This window comes from Streptomyces sp. NPDC007907, from assembly GCF_042959365.1.
In the GTDB taxonomy this organism is placed as follows: domain Bacteria; phylum Actinomycetota; class Actinomycetes; order Streptomycetales; family Streptomycetaceae; genus Streptomyces; species Streptomyces indiaensis.
Genome location: NZ_JBIBKR010000003.1, coordinates 405,927 through 420,734, shown reverse-complemented (window position 1 = coordinate 420,734; position 14,808 = coordinate 405,927). Strand labels below are relative to the sequence as shown.

The window sequence follows — 14,808 nt, the reverse complement described above, 5'->3', positions numbered from 1 at the left end:
TCATCCGTGGGGACGGGGTGGTGTCACGACTCCGCGGGATCGCGGAACCGCGTCTGGGGGCCGCCGGTGGGCGGCGGGAGGAACGGCAGGTGGGCGCCGGCCGCGGGGTCGAGCGCCGCGCCGAGCGCCAGCAGGCACCCTGCCGTTCCGGTGGCGAGGTCCATGGAGAGCCGCATCATCTGGTGTCCCGGGAAGGCGAGTTGGCCCTCGTAGGTCATCGCGAACCAGCCGAGCCCGGCGATCTGCGCGGCCAGCCGGTCCTCGGTCGCGCCCGGCGTGGTGGTGCGGCTGAGGTGCAGGATCATTCCCGCGCGGCCCTGGAAGAGCCCGGGCTGCGCGTAGAAGCGGGAGGTGGCCGCGGTGAGCACTCCGGAACGGGCCCCTGCGAACTCCGCTGCCCGGCCCGGGGAGTGGGCCACGAGATCGTCGAGGACCATGCCCAGGCCCGCGCTGCCGTCGCCGAGGTAGGGCAGGGTCCGCCAGCCCTCGTCGACCTCCAGCGAGCCGTTCTCCCGGGTCACGCAGGACGCCAGGTCCCGGTGCAGGGCCACGGCCGCCGCCTCCAGCCAGGCCTCCTCACCGGTCCACTCGTACTGCCGCAGCATCAGCAGGGCGGCGCCGCTCGCGCCGCGCAGCAGGCCGGCGCGCGGCCGGGACCCGGCAGGGACCGGCTCGGTGAGCCGCTGGACGAGGATCCGGGCGGCCTCGTGGGCCCGTTCGCCCAGTTCCGCCTCGCCGGTCGTGCCGGCCAGGTGCCCGAGGACCAGGCCCAGCCCGGCGAGTCCGCCGTGCAGGTCGGAGGAGAGGTTCTGCCACCGCTCGGCGAGGATGCCCTCGACCAGGTCCAGGGCCCGCTGCCGGTGCCCGAGCCGGTCGAGGACCAGGGCGACGCCCGCGAGCCCGTCGTACAGGCCGAGCGGGGTGCCGACCGGGGGCGGTGAAGTACGGTCCAGCAGCCAGCGCTCGCCCTCCTCGTACCGCTCGGCGCCGGCCGCGTCCAGCGCGAACAGCACCCCCGCGGCGCCGTGTGCGAGCCCGAGCCCGCCGCCGTCGGAGAACTGGGCGATGTCGCCGGGGAAGAGCCGGTCGTCGCGCTCCGGGGTGGCCGAGGCGAGGATGGCCTTGACCATCGAGTCGCGGCTGTAGGGCCAGTCGCCCGGGTCCACCGGCGCGGAGGCGGTGGCCACGGTACGGCCGGACACCTCCCGGGTGATCTCGGTGACCGCCTCGTCGAGGAACTCCCGCGGCACGTCCGGGAACTCCTTGGAGATCACCTCCGCCAGATGCGCCGCCTTGCCGCGGTCGACCACGAACAGCGTGGTGACCGGCAGGAACAGGGCCAGCCGCAGACAGGCCAGCGCATAGCGGTCGACGTCGGCGCCGCGGCGGTCCGGCGGGGCGAAGAACCCGGGGTGGGCGACGACCTGACGGCCGTTCTCCCCGGCCGGTGCCGCGGCCTCGAAGTCGAGGAGGAACACCGTCTCCTCGTCCGGGGCGACCATGATGTTGAAGACGTGCAGGTCGTTGAAGACGATGCCCCGGGCGTGCACCGCCGCCACGGCCTCCTCCACCCGGCGGTGGATGCGCAGCGCCCAGGACGTGTAGGAAGCGACGGTCTCCGCGTCCGGGTCCTGGGTGAGCAGCGGATGCCGCTCCGCGAAGAAGGAGTTGAGCGGACGGCCCTCCAGGAAGTCCATCACCAGGAACCGGTGGCCGCCGAGCTCGAACCAGTCCCGCACCTCAGGCACCACGCCGGTGCCCGCGACCTGCTCCAGCGCCTGCTTCTCCCGCTCCAGCCGGGCGATCGCGTCGGTGCCGTCCGAGGCGAGCCCCGCGTGCGGCCGGCCCTCCTTGAGGACGACCTTGCGCCCGTCACGGGTGTCGGTGCCCGCGTAGACGCCGCCGCCGTTGGAGAAGTGCAGCGCCTTCTCGATGCGGTACGGCAGTTCGCCCGTCGTCGTGTTGTTCCGGGCGTCGAGATACGGCTGGAGGAACGGCGGCAGCGTCACCCACTCGGGCACCTGGAACGACGGCGACCGCCGGTCCGGCACCAGCCGGCCCTCCCCGTCGCGCACCGCCGGCACCAGCGAACCCCGCTCGTCCACCACGAACGCACGGGCGAAGGCGCCGTAGCGCACGTACAGCGGGCCCTCGCCCCAGCGCAGGTCGGTGAGGATGTACGGCCCCTCGAAACCCTTCAGCAGCTCGCCCAGTTCACGCAGCACCCGGTGCAGCTGCCGCTCGTCGGCCGGGTAGACCGTGACGAACTTGCCGCTGCCGTCGCGCGGGGCGTACTTGGTGTTGCGCAGGTGGAGCAGGTGCGGACCCGGCACGAATTTGAAGGGGACCCGCTGCTCGACGCAGTAGTCCCACACGATCCGGGCGATCTCCTCCGCGTTCGCCCGGGTCGCCGAGGCGTGGATCTTCCACCCTTGGGCCGGGCCCTGCAGCGGTTCGCCGTCCGGGCCGAGCGGCGTCATCGTCTGCCAGTCGCCGATCCGGGCCGACTCCCAGCCCTCGGGCAGCGGCCGGCGGGCCGTCTCGTAGAGGTGGACGGCGGCCGTGTCCTGGCCGCCCCGCGTGAGCCGGTCCGGCGTCTCGTAGAAATGCCGGTCGGCCAGCGCGTACACCTCGTACCGCTTGTCCATGCGTCCCCCTCCGTGACGAGCACCGAGCTTTCCAGCCACCCACCGGCCACGCACAGTCACGCCTGTCACGAGAACACCGTGCGGAACGCATGCGTCAAGACATGTTCGGTTTCATTCGAGCGACCCCCGTCGCCGCCGGTCCACGGAACGCCCACAGGGGCTGCGCGGGTGTCCCATTAGCGCTGTAATGGCCAACGTGGTCAGTCAGGGCGCCCAGGAGCGCGGAACGCGGACACTGCGTGCCGAAAGTGCCCTCAAGGCGATCGCGGCCGATCAGGACTCGCCCGGACGGCTGCGCCGCGTCCTCGAACAGGCCCTGGTCTTCGCCGGCGCGTCGCTCGCCGCCGTCTACGCGCCCGGCGAGGACGGCGAGCTGCTGTGCCTGATGGAGTCGGCGGGGGTCCCGAGGACGCTGTACGGACTGCGCGACAGCTACCCGCGCACCGGGCGGTCCCCGGTCGCCGAGGCCCACCGCGGCGGCCGGACGGTGTCGCTGGGCCCGGCGGAACTCGCCGCGAACGCCCAGGCCCGGCGCGTTCCGTCCGCCGACTTCTCCCTGACCGCCCTTCCCGTACGGGCCGAGGGTGGCTGCCTGCTGGCCGTGAGCGAGTGCCCCGGAGGGTTCGCCGCCGACGACATCGCATGCCTGGAGCTCGTCGCCGACGCGGTCGCCTTCACCGTCCCGGCCGCGCCCGCCGAGGCCGGGGAGCTGCCGCCGAGCGCCTTCAGCCTCGCCATGGACACCGGCCGCGTCCGGGTCGGAGACGACCTGCTGGACCTGTTCGGCCTGGACCCGGTGGAGTTCGACGGCCGCGTCGAGACGCTGCTCAGCCTGACCGTCCCCGAGGACCTGCCCTCACTGATGTCCGTGGTGGAGGCCGACCACATGTCCATCGGCGACCGCGAGCTGGAGTTCCGGGTGCTCCAGCCCGCCGGGCCACCGAAGTGGCTCCGGCTGCGCGGGCGCCTGCTGCCCGGCGGCGAGGGCCGCCCGGCGCGGCTGGTGGGCACGGTCGTCGACGTCTCCACGTTGCGCTCCGACGTCACCGACGTGGCCCGGGTCCAGCGGCTGGCCGCCGCGCTGGCCACCGCCGTGACCGTCCGCGACGTCGGCAAGGCCGTGGTCGCCGCGCTGCGCCGGCCCCTGCGGGCCGACCGGATCGCGCTCGCCGAACTGGAGGGCGACCGGCTGGTCGTCACCGTCCTCGACCCGCCCGAACCGGAGGCCTGGCCGGAGTTGTGGCGGTCGGAGTGGCGCAGCGAGTGGCCCGACGCGCCCGTGCGCGCCATGCCCACACTCGCCGCGGCGATGCGCGAGGGCCGGGCCCGCATCTGGCCCGCCGGCAGTCCCCTCGAACGCGCCCTCGCCGAGGTGGGCCCCGGCGGCCTCGCCGTGCTCCCGCTGCCCGCCGGGAACCGCATGGCCGGAGCCTGCCTGATCGGCTGGGACACCCCGCACGACTTCGGCGCCGACGAACGCGCCCTGCTCACCGCCTGCGCCGGCCTCGCCGGACAGGCCCTGGTGCGGGCCCGGGCCTTCGACGCCGAGCACGAGCTCGTCGGCATGCTCCAGCGCCAGTTGCTGCCGCGCAGCCTGCCCAGGCTGCCGGGCGCGGTGGCCGTCGCCCGCTACCTGCCCAGCACCGCCGGGCTCGAACTCGGCGGAGACTGGTACGACGTCATCCCGCTGCCCGACCACCACGTCGCCCTCGTCATCGGCGACGTCCAGGGCCACAGCGCAGGTGCCGCGACCCTCATGGGCCAGATGCGCACCGCCCTGCGCGCCTACGCCGTCGAGGGGCACCCGCCGGACGTGGTCGTCGCGCACGCCAACCGGCTGCTGACGGACATGGAGAGCGACCTCTTCGCCACCTGCTGCTACGTCGACGTCGACCTGGAGGAGGGCGCCGCGTGGTGTGTCCGGGCCGGGCACCTGCCGCCGGTGCTGCGCTACCCGGACGGCCGGACCGAGATCGCGGAGGCCGAGGGCGGCCCGCCCCTCGGGGTGGTCACCCGGGCCGACTTCCCCATGAGCCCGCTGCGGCTCCCGCCGGGCACCGTGCTCGCCCTCGCCACGGACGGGCTCGTCGAGACCCCCGACTCCGACATCGACGAGGGCATGGACCACCTCGCCGAGCGGCTGGCCGACGCCACCCCCGCCGACCTCGGGCTGCTCGCCGACGCCCTCCTGGGCGACGCCCCGCGCAGCGACGACGTCGCCCTGCTCCTGATGCGCTACGACGGCATGGACCTGCGCCCGCTGCGGGAGAGCTGGACGGTCTGGCGGGTGCCGCAGGCGGTCGGCCACGCCCGCCGCTTCGCCCGGCGCACCCTGCGCTCCTGGGGCGTCACCGCCGACTACGACGCCGTGCTGCTCGTCGTCTCCGAGCTCGTCACCAACGCCCTGGTCCACACGGACGGCAAGGTCCGCATGGACCTCACCCTCGTCAACGACCGGCTGCGCATCGCGATCGCCGACGCTTCCCCGCGCTCACCGGTCCGGCCGGCCAGCATCAGCTGGGAGGCCACCGGCGGCCGCGGCATCCTCCTCGTCGAGGCCCTCGCCGCGACCTGGGGCACCCTGCCGGTCAGCGGAGGCAAACAGGTGTGGGCGGAGCTGCTGCTGGGCCGGCCGACGACGTGACCGGCCCCGCGGGGTGGCAGGACGGCCCCGTGCGCGGGGGGCGTGCGTGCCGGCACCCTCAGGCTCGGCTGCGGAGACACGACCGGCCCCGCGGGGCGGCAGGGCGAGTCCGTGCGCGGGGGCGTGCGTGCCGGCACCCTCAGGCTCGGCCGCGGAGGTACGACCGGCCGGGCCCCTGGGCTGCGATACGGACGCCCGGCCCCTCGGTCGCGGGACGCGACCGGCAGGCAGGAGGCGTGGTCCTGTCCCGGTCCTGTCCCCCTGCCCCGTCGAGCCGTGGGGGCCGGGCCGCCCGGCGATGACGCCCTCAGCCCAGCCGCTTCAGCAGCTCCTCCGCCAGCGGGGCCGACGACGCGGGGTTCTGGCCCGTGACCAGGTTGCGGTCGGTGACCACGTGCGGGGCCCACGGCTCACCGGCCCGTACGGTCACCCCGGCCTCGGTGAGGCGGTCCTGGAGCAGCCACTTCGCGCGGTCGGCGAGACCGCCCTGGGCCTCCTCGGCGTTGGTGAACGCCGCGACCTCGTACCCGGCGAAGACGTTCCGGCCGTCGGCCCCCACGGCGGCCAGCAGCGCCGCCGGCCCGTGGCAGACGACGCCGAGCGGCCTGCCCGACTCCAGGGCCCGGGCCAGCAGCCGACCGGAGTCGGCGTTCACGGCGAGGTCCTCCATCGGGCCGTGGCCGCCGGGGTAGAAGACGGCCGCGTAGTCCTCCAGCCGGACGTCCTCGAGCCGGACGGGGCTCCGCAGCTCCGTGAAGGACTCGAGCGCCTTCGCGATGCGGTCGGCGTTCTCCTGGCCCCCGTTCACCTCGGGTGCCAGGGATGACCGGTCGACGGTGGGCTCGACACCGCCGGGCGTGGCCACGACGACCTCGTGACCGGCGGCCCGGAACGCCTCGTACGGGGCGACGGCCTCCTCGGCCCAGAAGCCGGTCGGGTGCCCGGTGCCGTCGGCCAGGGTCCAGGTGTCGGCGCCGGTGACGACGAAGAGGATCTTCGACATGGTGGTGCATCTCCATCAGACGGGCCGCGGTCGGACAGCGCGGCGATGATTCGGACGCTGACGACCGTAAGCGCCCGGATCAGATGTTTTCCAATGGCCTGACCGATGGCTGCCATAGGTTTTCCCATGGCGGACCCCGGTAGGGTCGGGTCTCGTGAGGCCCCACGACCCCGTCGGCGCGGCCGGGACCCCCGCGCAGCCCGACCTCAACCTGCTGCGCACCTTCCTGGCCGTGTACCGGTCCGGTTCCTTCACGGCCGCCGCCCACCTGCTGGGCCTGTCCCAGCCGACCGTCACCACGCAGATCCGCTCGCTGGAGCGGCAGACCCGCCGGGAGCTGTTCGAACGACTGCCCCGCGGCGTCGCCCCGACGGCCGTGGCTCACGACCTCGCGGCGCGTGTGGCGGCCCCCCTCGACGCGCTCGCGGCCGCCACCGGCCCGGGCCCCCGCGAGCAGGCGCACGCGGAGCCGGTCCACCTGGCCGGGCCCGCGGAGCTGCTCTCCACCCGGGCCCTGCCCGCCCTGGCCCCGCTCGTCACGGAGGGCGTCCGGCTGCGCGTCACGACGGGACTGACCGAGCCCCTGCTCGACGAACTGCGCGCGGGGCGCCACGACCTGGTGATCGCCACCAGCCGGCCCCGCGGCCGCACCCTGTCCGCGGTGCCGCTGGCGGACGAGGAGTTCGTCCTGGTCGCCGCCCCCGCCTGGGCCGACCGGGTCGCCGCGCGCACGGCCGCCGACGGACCGGCCCCGCTGCCCGGCAAGCCGGCCGCGGTGCACGAGGGACCGGCCGCGGCGCACGACGTACCGGCCGCCTTGCACGACGTGCCGCTGATCACGTACGCCGAGGACCTGCCCATCGTGCGGCGCTACTGGCGACACGTCTTCGGCCGCCGCCTCAACTGCCGCGCCGCGGTCTCGGTGCCGGACCTGCGGGCCGTCCTCGCGCTGGTCACGGCCGGTGCCGGCTTCAGCGTGCTGCCGCGCTACCTGTGCGCCGGGGAACTGGCGTCCGGCGCCCTGGTCCTGCTCGACGCCCCCGAGGACGCGCCGATCAACACCGGCTTCCTCGTCCAGCGGCCCGGCGCCTCCGGCAACCCGCACGTCGCCCTCGTCCGTGACCGCCTGCTGGAGGCCGGACGCACCTGGTGACGCCGCGGGCCGAACGGGTACCCGCCGTGGCGTAGGACGGAGAGACCGCCACGAGCCGAAGGAAGAGGAACGACATGGCTCAACATGTCCGCGACATCATGACCGGCGACCCGGTCACCGTCGAGCCGCAGACCTCCGTCGCCGAGGTGGCGCGCCTCATGCGCGACGAGGACCTCGGGGCCGTCCTGGTGACGGACGGCGACCACCTGCGCGGCCTGGTCACCGACCGTGACCTCGTGGTGCGCACGGTGAGCCGCGGCGGCGACCCGGAGCGGATCAGCGTCGCCGGCGCGTGCAGCGACGAACTGGTCACCGTCAGCCCCGACGAGGAGCTGGCCCAGGCGGTGCAGCTGATGCGCGAGCACTCCGTGCGCCGCATCCCGGTCGTCGACCACGGGCACCCCGTCGGCATCGTCTCCCTGGGGGACATGGCCATGGAGCGCGACCCCGAGTCCGCGCTCGGCGACATCAGCGCCGCGCGGCCCAACGCCTGACCGGCGACCCGCCGGACGGCCCCGCGCACCACACGGTGCGCGGGGCCGTCGCGCGTGTCCCGAACACCGAGCCGGTGGAGGGCAGTTCGACGCGGTGACACGCGTGTTCCATGCCGGGTTTGTTCGGTTTTTCGCCGGGAACTCGAACGGCAGTGGAAGCAGAAGGAAGATGATGAGTCGTGGAGTCCATGGACACCAGTGAGAAGCCAATCGTCCGTCAGCACGAGACCGGCTGGTCGAAGGCACGCCGACTGCGCGGCAAGGCCGCCCTGCGGACCTGCCTCCCGGCCGTGGAGGACCGCGGCGCACCCGTGGCGTCCCGCTCCGGCGCGGAGTCGAACATCGTCCGGGGTGAAGACTGAGCCCTCCCCGCAGCACCGCGCGGTGACGATCCGAGCAACTCCGCGCATCGACAAGTAAAAGAAGTGATGTTCACATCCGCCGGTTCACGACTAAGGTGAACCGAATGAAGGCTCTCGTGCTGTCCGGCGGCGCAGGAACACGACTGAGGCCGATCACGCACACGTCGGCCAAGCAACTGGTGCCCGTGGCCAACAAGGCCGTGCTGTTCTACGGGTTGGAGTCGATCGCCGAGGCCGGCATCACCGATGTGGGCATGATCGTCGGAGAGACGGCCGACGAGATCGAGGAAGCGGTCGGGGACGGGTCGAGGTTCGGCCTCAAGGTCACCTACATCCCCCAGGAACGGCCCCTCGGGCTGGCCCACGCCGTGCTGATCGCCCGGGACTTCCTCGGTGACGACGACTTCGTGATGTACCTCGGCGACAACTTCATCGTCGGCGGCATCACGGGCCTCGTCGACGAATTCCGCAGCAACCGGCCCGACGCGCAGATCCTGCTCACCCGCGTCGCCGACCCGCGCGCCTTCGGGGTCGCCGAACTCGACCCGTCCGGCCAGGTGATCGGCCTGGAGGAGAAGCCCGAGCAGCCCAAGAGCGATCTCGCCCTGGTCGGCGTCTACATGTTCACGCCCCTCATCCACGAGGCGGTCCGCGCCATCGAACCGTCCTGGCGCGGCGAACTGGAGATCACCCACGCCATCCAGCACCTGATCGACACCCGCGCCGACGTGCGCTCCACGGTCATCAAGGGCTACTGGAAGGACACCGGCAACGTCGGCGACATGCTCGAGGTGAACCGCACGGTCCTCGAGGCCATGGAGCGGCGCATCGACGGCGACGTGGACGACGCGTCGGAGACCATCGGGCGCGTCGTGGTCGAAGAGGGCGCGCGGATCATCGGCTCCCGTGTCGTCGGGCCGGTCGTCATCGGCTCGGGCACGGTCGTCACCAACTCCTACGTGGGTCCCTTCACCTCCGTCGCCGAGAACTGCCGGATCACCGACAGCGAGCTGGAGTTCTCGATCGTGCTGCGGGACTCCTCGATCGAGGGCGTCGGCCGGATCGAGGCCTCGCTGATCGGCCGGCACGTCGAGGTGACCCCCGCCCCCAGCGTCCCCAGCGCCCACCGCCTCGTCCTCGGAGATCACAGCAAGGTGCAGATCACTTCATGAACCTCCTCGTCACCGGCGCCGCCGGGTTCATCGGCTCCCGCTACGTCCGCGCCCTGCTCGCCTCGGACGCACCCGACGCGCCGCGCATCACCGTGCTGGACAAGCTCACCTACGCCGGCACCCTCGACAACCTCGAACTGACCCACCCGCGGCTGGAGTTCGTCCAGGGCGACATCTGCGACGCCGAGCTCGTCGACAAGCTCATGGCCGACGCCGACCAGGTCGTGCACTTCGCCGCCGAGTCCCACGTGGACCGCTCCATCAGCGGCGCCGCCGACTTCGTCCGCACCAACGTCCTCGGCACCCAGACCCTGCTGGACGCCGCCCTGCGCCACGACGTCGGCCCCTTCGTGCACGTCTCCACCGACGAGGTCTACGGCTCCATCGAGTCCGGCTCCTGGCCCGAGGACCACCCGCTCCAGCCGAACTCGCCGTACTCGGCCTCCAAGGCCTCCTCCGACCTGCTCGCCCTGGCCTACCACCGCACCCACGGCCTCGACGTGCGCGTCACGCGCTGCTCCAACAACTACGGGCCGCACCAGTTCCCCGAGAAGGTCATCCCGCTCTTCGTCACCAACCTCCTCGACGGCCACACGGTGCCGCTGTACGGCGAGGGCCGCAACGTCCGCGACTGGCTGCACGTCGACGACCACTGCCAGGGCGTCGACCTCGCCCGCACCAAGGGCCGGCCCGGCGAGATCTACAACATCGGGGGCGGCACCGAACTCACCAACAAGGAGCTCACCGGCCTGCTCCTGGACGCCTGCGGCGCCGGCTGGGACCGGGTGGAGTACGTCGAGGACCGCAAGGGCCACGACCTGCGCTACTCCGTCGACTGCACCAAGGCCCGCGACGAACTCGGCTACCGCCCCCGCCACGACTTCACCACCGGCCTCGCCGAGACCGTCGCCTGGTACCGCGACAACCGGGCCTGGTGGGAGCCCCTGAAGCGGCGCGTCGCGCAGGAGCGGGCATGAGGTGGCTGATCGCCGGGGCGGGCGGGATGCTCGGCCGTGACGTCGTCGAGGAACTCACGCGGCGCGGCGAGACGGTCGTCGGCCTCGACCGCACCGCCCTCGACATCACGGACCCGGGAGCCGTCGACGCCGCCGTACGGGAGCACCGCCCCGACCTCGTGGTGAACTGCGCCGCCTACACGGCCGTCGACGACGCCGAGACCGACGAGGCCCGTGCCCTGGAGATCAACGGCGACGGCCCCCGCTTCCTGGCCCGGGCCTGCGCCGCGCAGGGCGCCCGCCTGATCCACGTCTCCACCGACTACGTCTTCTCCGGCGAGGCCCGCACCACCCCCTACCCGGAGGACCACCCGACCGGCCCGCGCACCGCCTACGGCCGCACCAAGCTGGCCGGGGAGCGGGCCGTGCTGGAGGAACTCCCCGGTGCGAGCGCGATCGTGCGCACGGCGTGGCTCTACGGCGTCCACGGCTCCAACTTCGTCCGCACCATGATCGGACTGGAAGGGCGCCGGGACACCCTCGACGTCGTCGACGACCAGCGCGGACAGCCCACCTGGAGCGCGGACGTCGCCGAGCGGATCGCCGGTCTCGGTCCCCGGCTCGGCCCCGAGGCGCACGGCGTCTTCCACGCGACCAGTTCCGGAGAGGCATCCTGGTACGACCTCGCCCGCGAGGTGTTCTCCCTCATCGGCGCCGACCCCGACCGGGTGCGCCCCACCAGCAGCGCGGCCTTCCCCCGGCCGGCGCCCCGCCCGGCGTACAGCGCCCTCGCGCACCGGCGGTGGCAGGAGATCGGCCTGCCGCTGCCCCGTGACTGGCGCTCCGCCCTGCACGAAGCACTGCCCCGTATCCGCAAGGAAGGTCTTCCTCGTGAAACGCCATGAGTTCCTCCGGGAACTGCACAAGGTCAGCGCCAATCGCAACTACCTGGAGATCGGCGTCAACGACGGGCGCAGCCTGACGCTGTCCCGCGTGCCCAGCATCGCGATCGACCCGGCCTTCAAGGTGGTCTCGGAGCTGAGGTGCGACGTCCACCTGGTGAAGGCCACCAGCGACGACTTCTTCGCGCGTGACAACCCGCTCCAGCACCTCAAGGGCGGCCGCCACCCGCTGCGCAACCTGCGCCGCGGCCGCAGCCCGATCGGCTACTGGCGCCGTACGACGCTGGACCTGTCGTTCATCGACGGCATGCACCTGTTCGAGTTCGCGCTGCGCGACTTCATGAACGTCGAGAAGTACTCGGACTGGGGCAGCGTGATCGTCCTCGACGACATGCTGCCGCGCAGCGTGGACGAGGCCGCCCGGGACCGGCACACCAACGCCTGGACCGGCGACGTCTTCAAGATCACCGAGGTGCTGGCGCGGTACCGCCCCGACCTGGTCACGGTGCAGGTGGACACCGCCCCCACCGGCCAGCTGGTCGTCTTCGGCGCCGACCCGAACAACCGGGTCCTGCACGACAAGTACGACGAGATCATGGCCGAGTACAAGATCCCCGACCCGCAGAAGGTGCCGGAGGCGATCCTGGAGCGGGCCGGCGCGGTCCGGCCCGAGGCCCTCCTGGAAGCGGGCTTCTGGCGGCCCCTCACCCAGGCCCGCAACCGTGGCCTGCCCCGCTCCGTGGGCTGGGAGCCCCTGCGCAAGGCCCTGCAGCAGGTCGGCGTCAGCCGCTGAGACGACGGGGCCGGCCACCGCCCGGGAGCGGCTGGCGCCGACGCCCTTCCCGGGCTGTACGGAGCGCAGGCCCGGACGCCGCTCGCGTCCGGGCCTGCGGTGTGCCCCAGGTCGGGTCGAGGGCTACGTGCCCTGCCCGCTCCGCAGTTCCTCGTAGTACGCCAGGCAGGCCTCGTACGAGGGCAGGAGGCCCTGGCGCTCCGCCTCGGCCAGGGTCGGGGCCTGCTGGTCCTTGGGGGACAGGAGCGGGGTGATGCCCTCGGGCCACTCGATGCCCAGGGCCGGGTCGAGCGGGTGGATGCCGTGCTCACGGCCCGGGGCGTAGCCCTCCGAGCACAGGTAGACCACCGTCGCGTCGTCCGTGAGGGCCATGAAGGAATGACCCAGGCCCTCCGCGAGGAACACGGCGTGGCGCGTGTCGTCGTCGAGCCGTACGGCCTCCGACTTCCCGTAGGTGGGGGAGCCGACGCGGATGTCGATCACCACGTCCAGGACGGCGCCGCGCACACACGTGACGTACTTGGCCTGGCCGGGCGGCACGTCGGCGAAGTGAACACCGCGCAGCACGCCCCGCCGCGAGACCGAGCAGTTGGCCTGGGCCAGGGACAGGTCGTACCCCGTCGCCTCGTGGAACTCGGCACCGCGGTACCACTCGTGGAAGCTGCCCCGGTCATCCGGGAAGATCTTCGGTTCCAGGACCCAGGCGCCCTCTATCCCCAGGGGTCGCATGTCGTCACCGCCCTCCGGCCTTGATGCGGGAATTCACCTTCCGGCGTGCGGCGCCGAGGACGCGCCGCGCGCGCCGGGCCAGCCGCAGCGCGGCACCGGGCCCGGGCGCCGGTGTCACCAGTACGCTTCCGCCCCCGGCGCGCAGCGCGAACGGCAGGCCGGCGAAGCGGGCTCCCTCGGCGCCCGGGTTCGGACACACGGCCACCCGCCAGACGTCGCCGGAGAGGTCCTCGGCGGGCAGGTCCGCCGCCAGCACCGAGCTCGCCCGGTCCCCGTCGGGGGAGAGGGTGCCGGAGATCTCCAGGATCCGGCTGGAGGAGACGAACCGCAGCCGTGCCCGGGTCTCGCCCGGGACGTGCACCGGGAGCAGGACACGCAAGCGCCCGTCGGAGACGGTGACGTCCCCCAGCTGCACGCGGCCCAGTCCGAGCCGCTTGCCGCGCACGCCGAGCTCCAGGGAGAGGTTGCCGTGCGGTGCGGTCCAGTACGGCAGTACCGCGCGGTCGCCGACGACCCCCGCGGGGGGCGTGGGCCGCTCCTCGCGCGGCGCCGGGCCCAGTCGGCACTCCTTGGTCCAGCCGCCCGACTTCACCCGGACGAGGGCGTCCCAGACGCCGTCGCGGGGCAGGTCGGCCGGGTCGACCGTGGCGGTCGCCCGCAGCACCAGCCGGACCTCCTCGCCGTCCCCGGCCGGCACGGTCTCGCGGGTGAACTCCACCGGCTGGAAGTACTGCGCGGCGCTGGTGCGCTCCCGCAGCAGCAGATCGGCCGTGGCCTGCCCGAACCGCGCGGCGGTCTCCGAGGCCACCCAGCGCACCGCCTCGGTGACGTCCTTGGGCACGTCGGTCAACGGCGCCGCCTCGGCGTCGGCGGGGAACAGCATCGGTTCGCCGCCGGACAGGTACTCGGCGGTGAATGCGATGCGGAGCGCGCCGTCGCGCCACTCGATGTCCCCGGGGGCCGCCGTGGGGGCGACGCCCGCCTCCCACTCCGCGAAGGCCACCACGTCGTCGTACCGGTCGGCCGCCGTCAGCGCGGCGATGACCTGCTGCGTCGGCTGCAGACCGGCCGCGACGCCGGGCCCGAAGCGCTCGACGACGACCTCGTGGATCTCCCCGAACAGCTCGCGGCGGTAGTCGTCGGGCAGGCTCAGCAGGCGCCGGGACCGCAGCCGCTCCACCATCTCCACGCGCAGCCACCGCCGGAACAGGCGGTCGCGCACCGGACCCGGCTCCGTGTACTGCTCGACGACGTCGAGGGCCTCGCGCAGGTTCGCGAAGTAGCCGACGGGGTCGAAGCGTTCGAAGCCCGCGTTGGAGCCGTCGTCCCGCCGGATGTGGTAATAGCAGACGTAGTCGCTGAGCACCGAGACGTTCTCCGCGCGCAGATACGCCTCGGTGACGAAGACGTGGTCCTCCAGGCGCCGCCTGCCCTCGGGAAAGCGCAGGCCGATACGGTCCAGGAAGGCCCGGCGGACCATTTTGTGCGGGGTGAGGCTGTCGATGAGCGGGGCGTTCTCGACGGTGGCACGCGGACGGTTGCGGCGGAACAGCTCCACCGGCACCCCGCGGTTCTTGCCCGCCATCTTGCCCACGACGACGTCGGCGCCGTGGGCCGTGCCGTAGTCGTACATCCGCTCCAGGGCCTCGTCGCCCAGGTAGTCGTCGTTGTCGACGAACATCACGAACTCGCCCCGGGAGGCCTCGATGCCGACGTTGCGGGGCTTGCCCGACCAGCCGGAGTTCTCCTGGTGGATGACCTTCATCCGGGGGTCCTCGGCGGTGAGCGCGTCGAGCCGGGCCGGGGTCTCGTCGGTCGAGCCGTCGTCGACGAAGATCACCTCGAACTCGTCGGGAGGCAGCGACTGCCGCTGCAGCGAGGAGATGCAGTCCTCGATGTAGATCCCCGGGTTGTACACGGGGACGATGACGCTGACCTTGACCGGCATCGGG

The 14,808-nt window shown here is 73.1% G+C and carries 12 protein-coding genes; 8 read left to right on the top strand and 4 right to left on the bottom strand.

Annotation, left to right across the window (positions count from 1 at the left end):
- Positions 1 to 23: 23 nt before the first annotated feature.
- Entirely contained in the window at positions 24 to 2,648 is a 2,625-nt protein-coding gene (gene lanKC / locus ACFZDI_RS13280; protein ID WP_391250146.1) for a class III lanthionine synthetase LanKC, read from the bottom strand.
- Positions 2,649 to 2,835: 187 nt separating this feature from the next.
- On the opposite strand from lanKC, the gene ACFZDI_RS13275 reads away from it, so the two are divergent.
- Positions 2,836 to 5,292 (top strand): SpoIIE family protein phosphatase, encoded by a 2,457-nt coding sequence (locus ACFZDI_RS13275; RefSeq protein WP_391250144.1) that lies wholly within the window; start codon positions 2,836 to 2,838, stop codon positions 5,290 to 5,292.
- A gap of 307 nt (positions 5,293 to 5,599) precedes the next feature.
- On the opposite strand, the gene ACFZDI_RS13270 is transcribed toward ACFZDI_RS13275, so the two are convergent.
- Positions 5,600 to 6,295: a DJ-1/PfpI family protein gene (locus ACFZDI_RS13270; protein WP_391250142.1), complete on the bottom strand. Its 696-nt coding sequence runs from the start codon at positions 6,293 to 6,295 to the stop codon at positions 5,600 to 5,602.
- Positions 6,296 to 6,449: 154 nt separating this feature from the next.
- Here ACFZDI_RS13270 and ACFZDI_RS13265 point away from each other — a divergent pair, with 154 nt between their 5' ends.
- From ACFZDI_RS13265 to ACFZDI_RS13235, 7 genes are all read left to right on the top strand, one after another.
- Positions 6,450 to 7,448, top strand: coding sequence for a LysR family transcriptional regulator (locus ACFZDI_RS13265; RefSeq protein WP_234847766.1), 999 nt, complete (start codon positions 6,450 to 6,452; stop codon positions 7,446 to 7,448).
- A 74-nt stretch (positions 7,449 to 7,522) separates the two neighbouring features.
- Positions 7,523 to 7,942, top strand: a complete 420-nt coding sequence (locus tag ACFZDI_RS13260; RefSeq protein WP_391250139.1) for a CBS domain-containing protein — start codon at positions 7,523 to 7,525, stop codon at positions 7,940 to 7,942.
- A gap of 179 nt (positions 7,943 to 8,121) precedes the next feature.
- Positions 8,122 to 8,304 carry a hypothetical protein gene (locus ACFZDI_RS13255; RefSeq protein WP_234847783.1) on the top strand — a complete coding sequence of 61 codons (183 nt, stop codon included), beginning with the start codon at positions 8,122 to 8,124 and terminating at the stop codon, positions 8,302 to 8,304.
- 104 nt (positions 8,305 to 8,408) lie between these two features.
- Positions 8,409 to 9,476 carry a glucose-1-phosphate thymidylyltransferase gene (locus ACFZDI_RS13250; RefSeq protein ID WP_234847764.1) on the top strand — a complete coding sequence of 356 codons (1,068 nt, stop codon included), beginning with the start codon at positions 8,409 to 8,411 and terminating at the stop codon, positions 9,474 to 9,476.
- Positions 9,473 to 10,453 carry a dTDP-glucose 4,6-dehydratase gene (rfbB, locus tag ACFZDI_RS13245; protein ID WP_391250137.1) on the top strand — a complete coding sequence of 327 codons (981 nt, stop codon included), beginning with the start codon at positions 9,473 to 9,475 and terminating at the stop codon, positions 10,451 to 10,453. The genes ACFZDI_RS13250 and rfbB overlap by 4 nt, the downstream gene beginning before the upstream one ends.
- Positions 10,450 to 11,337, top strand: a complete 888-nt coding sequence (rfbD, locus tag ACFZDI_RS13240; protein WP_234847762.1) for a dTDP-4-dehydrorhamnose reductase — start codon at positions 10,450 to 10,452, stop codon at positions 11,335 to 11,337. The genes rfbB and rfbD overlap by 4 nt, the downstream gene beginning before the upstream one ends.
- Positions 11,324 to 12,127, top strand: coding sequence for a class I SAM-dependent methyltransferase (locus ACFZDI_RS13235; protein ID WP_234847761.1), 804 nt, complete (start codon positions 11,324 to 11,326; stop codon positions 12,125 to 12,127). Before rfbD ends, ACFZDI_RS13235 begins: the two co-directional genes overlap by 14 nt.
- Positions 12,128 to 12,250: 123 nt before the next feature.
- On the opposite strand, the gene rfbC is transcribed toward ACFZDI_RS13235, so the two are convergent.
- Positions 12,251 to 12,856 carry a dTDP-4-dehydrorhamnose 3,5-epimerase gene (gene rfbC, locus ACFZDI_RS13230; RefSeq protein ID WP_234847760.1) on the bottom strand — a complete coding sequence of 202 codons (606 nt, stop codon included), beginning with the start codon at positions 12,854 to 12,856 and terminating at the stop codon, positions 12,251 to 12,253.
- A 4-nt stretch (positions 12,857 to 12,860) separates the two neighbouring features.
- Entirely contained in the window at positions 12,861 to 14,804 is a 1,944-nt protein-coding gene (locus ACFZDI_RS13225; protein ID WP_391250134.1) for a glycosyltransferase, read from the bottom strand.
- Between the last annotated feature and the right edge of the window lie 4 nt (positions 14,805 to 14,808).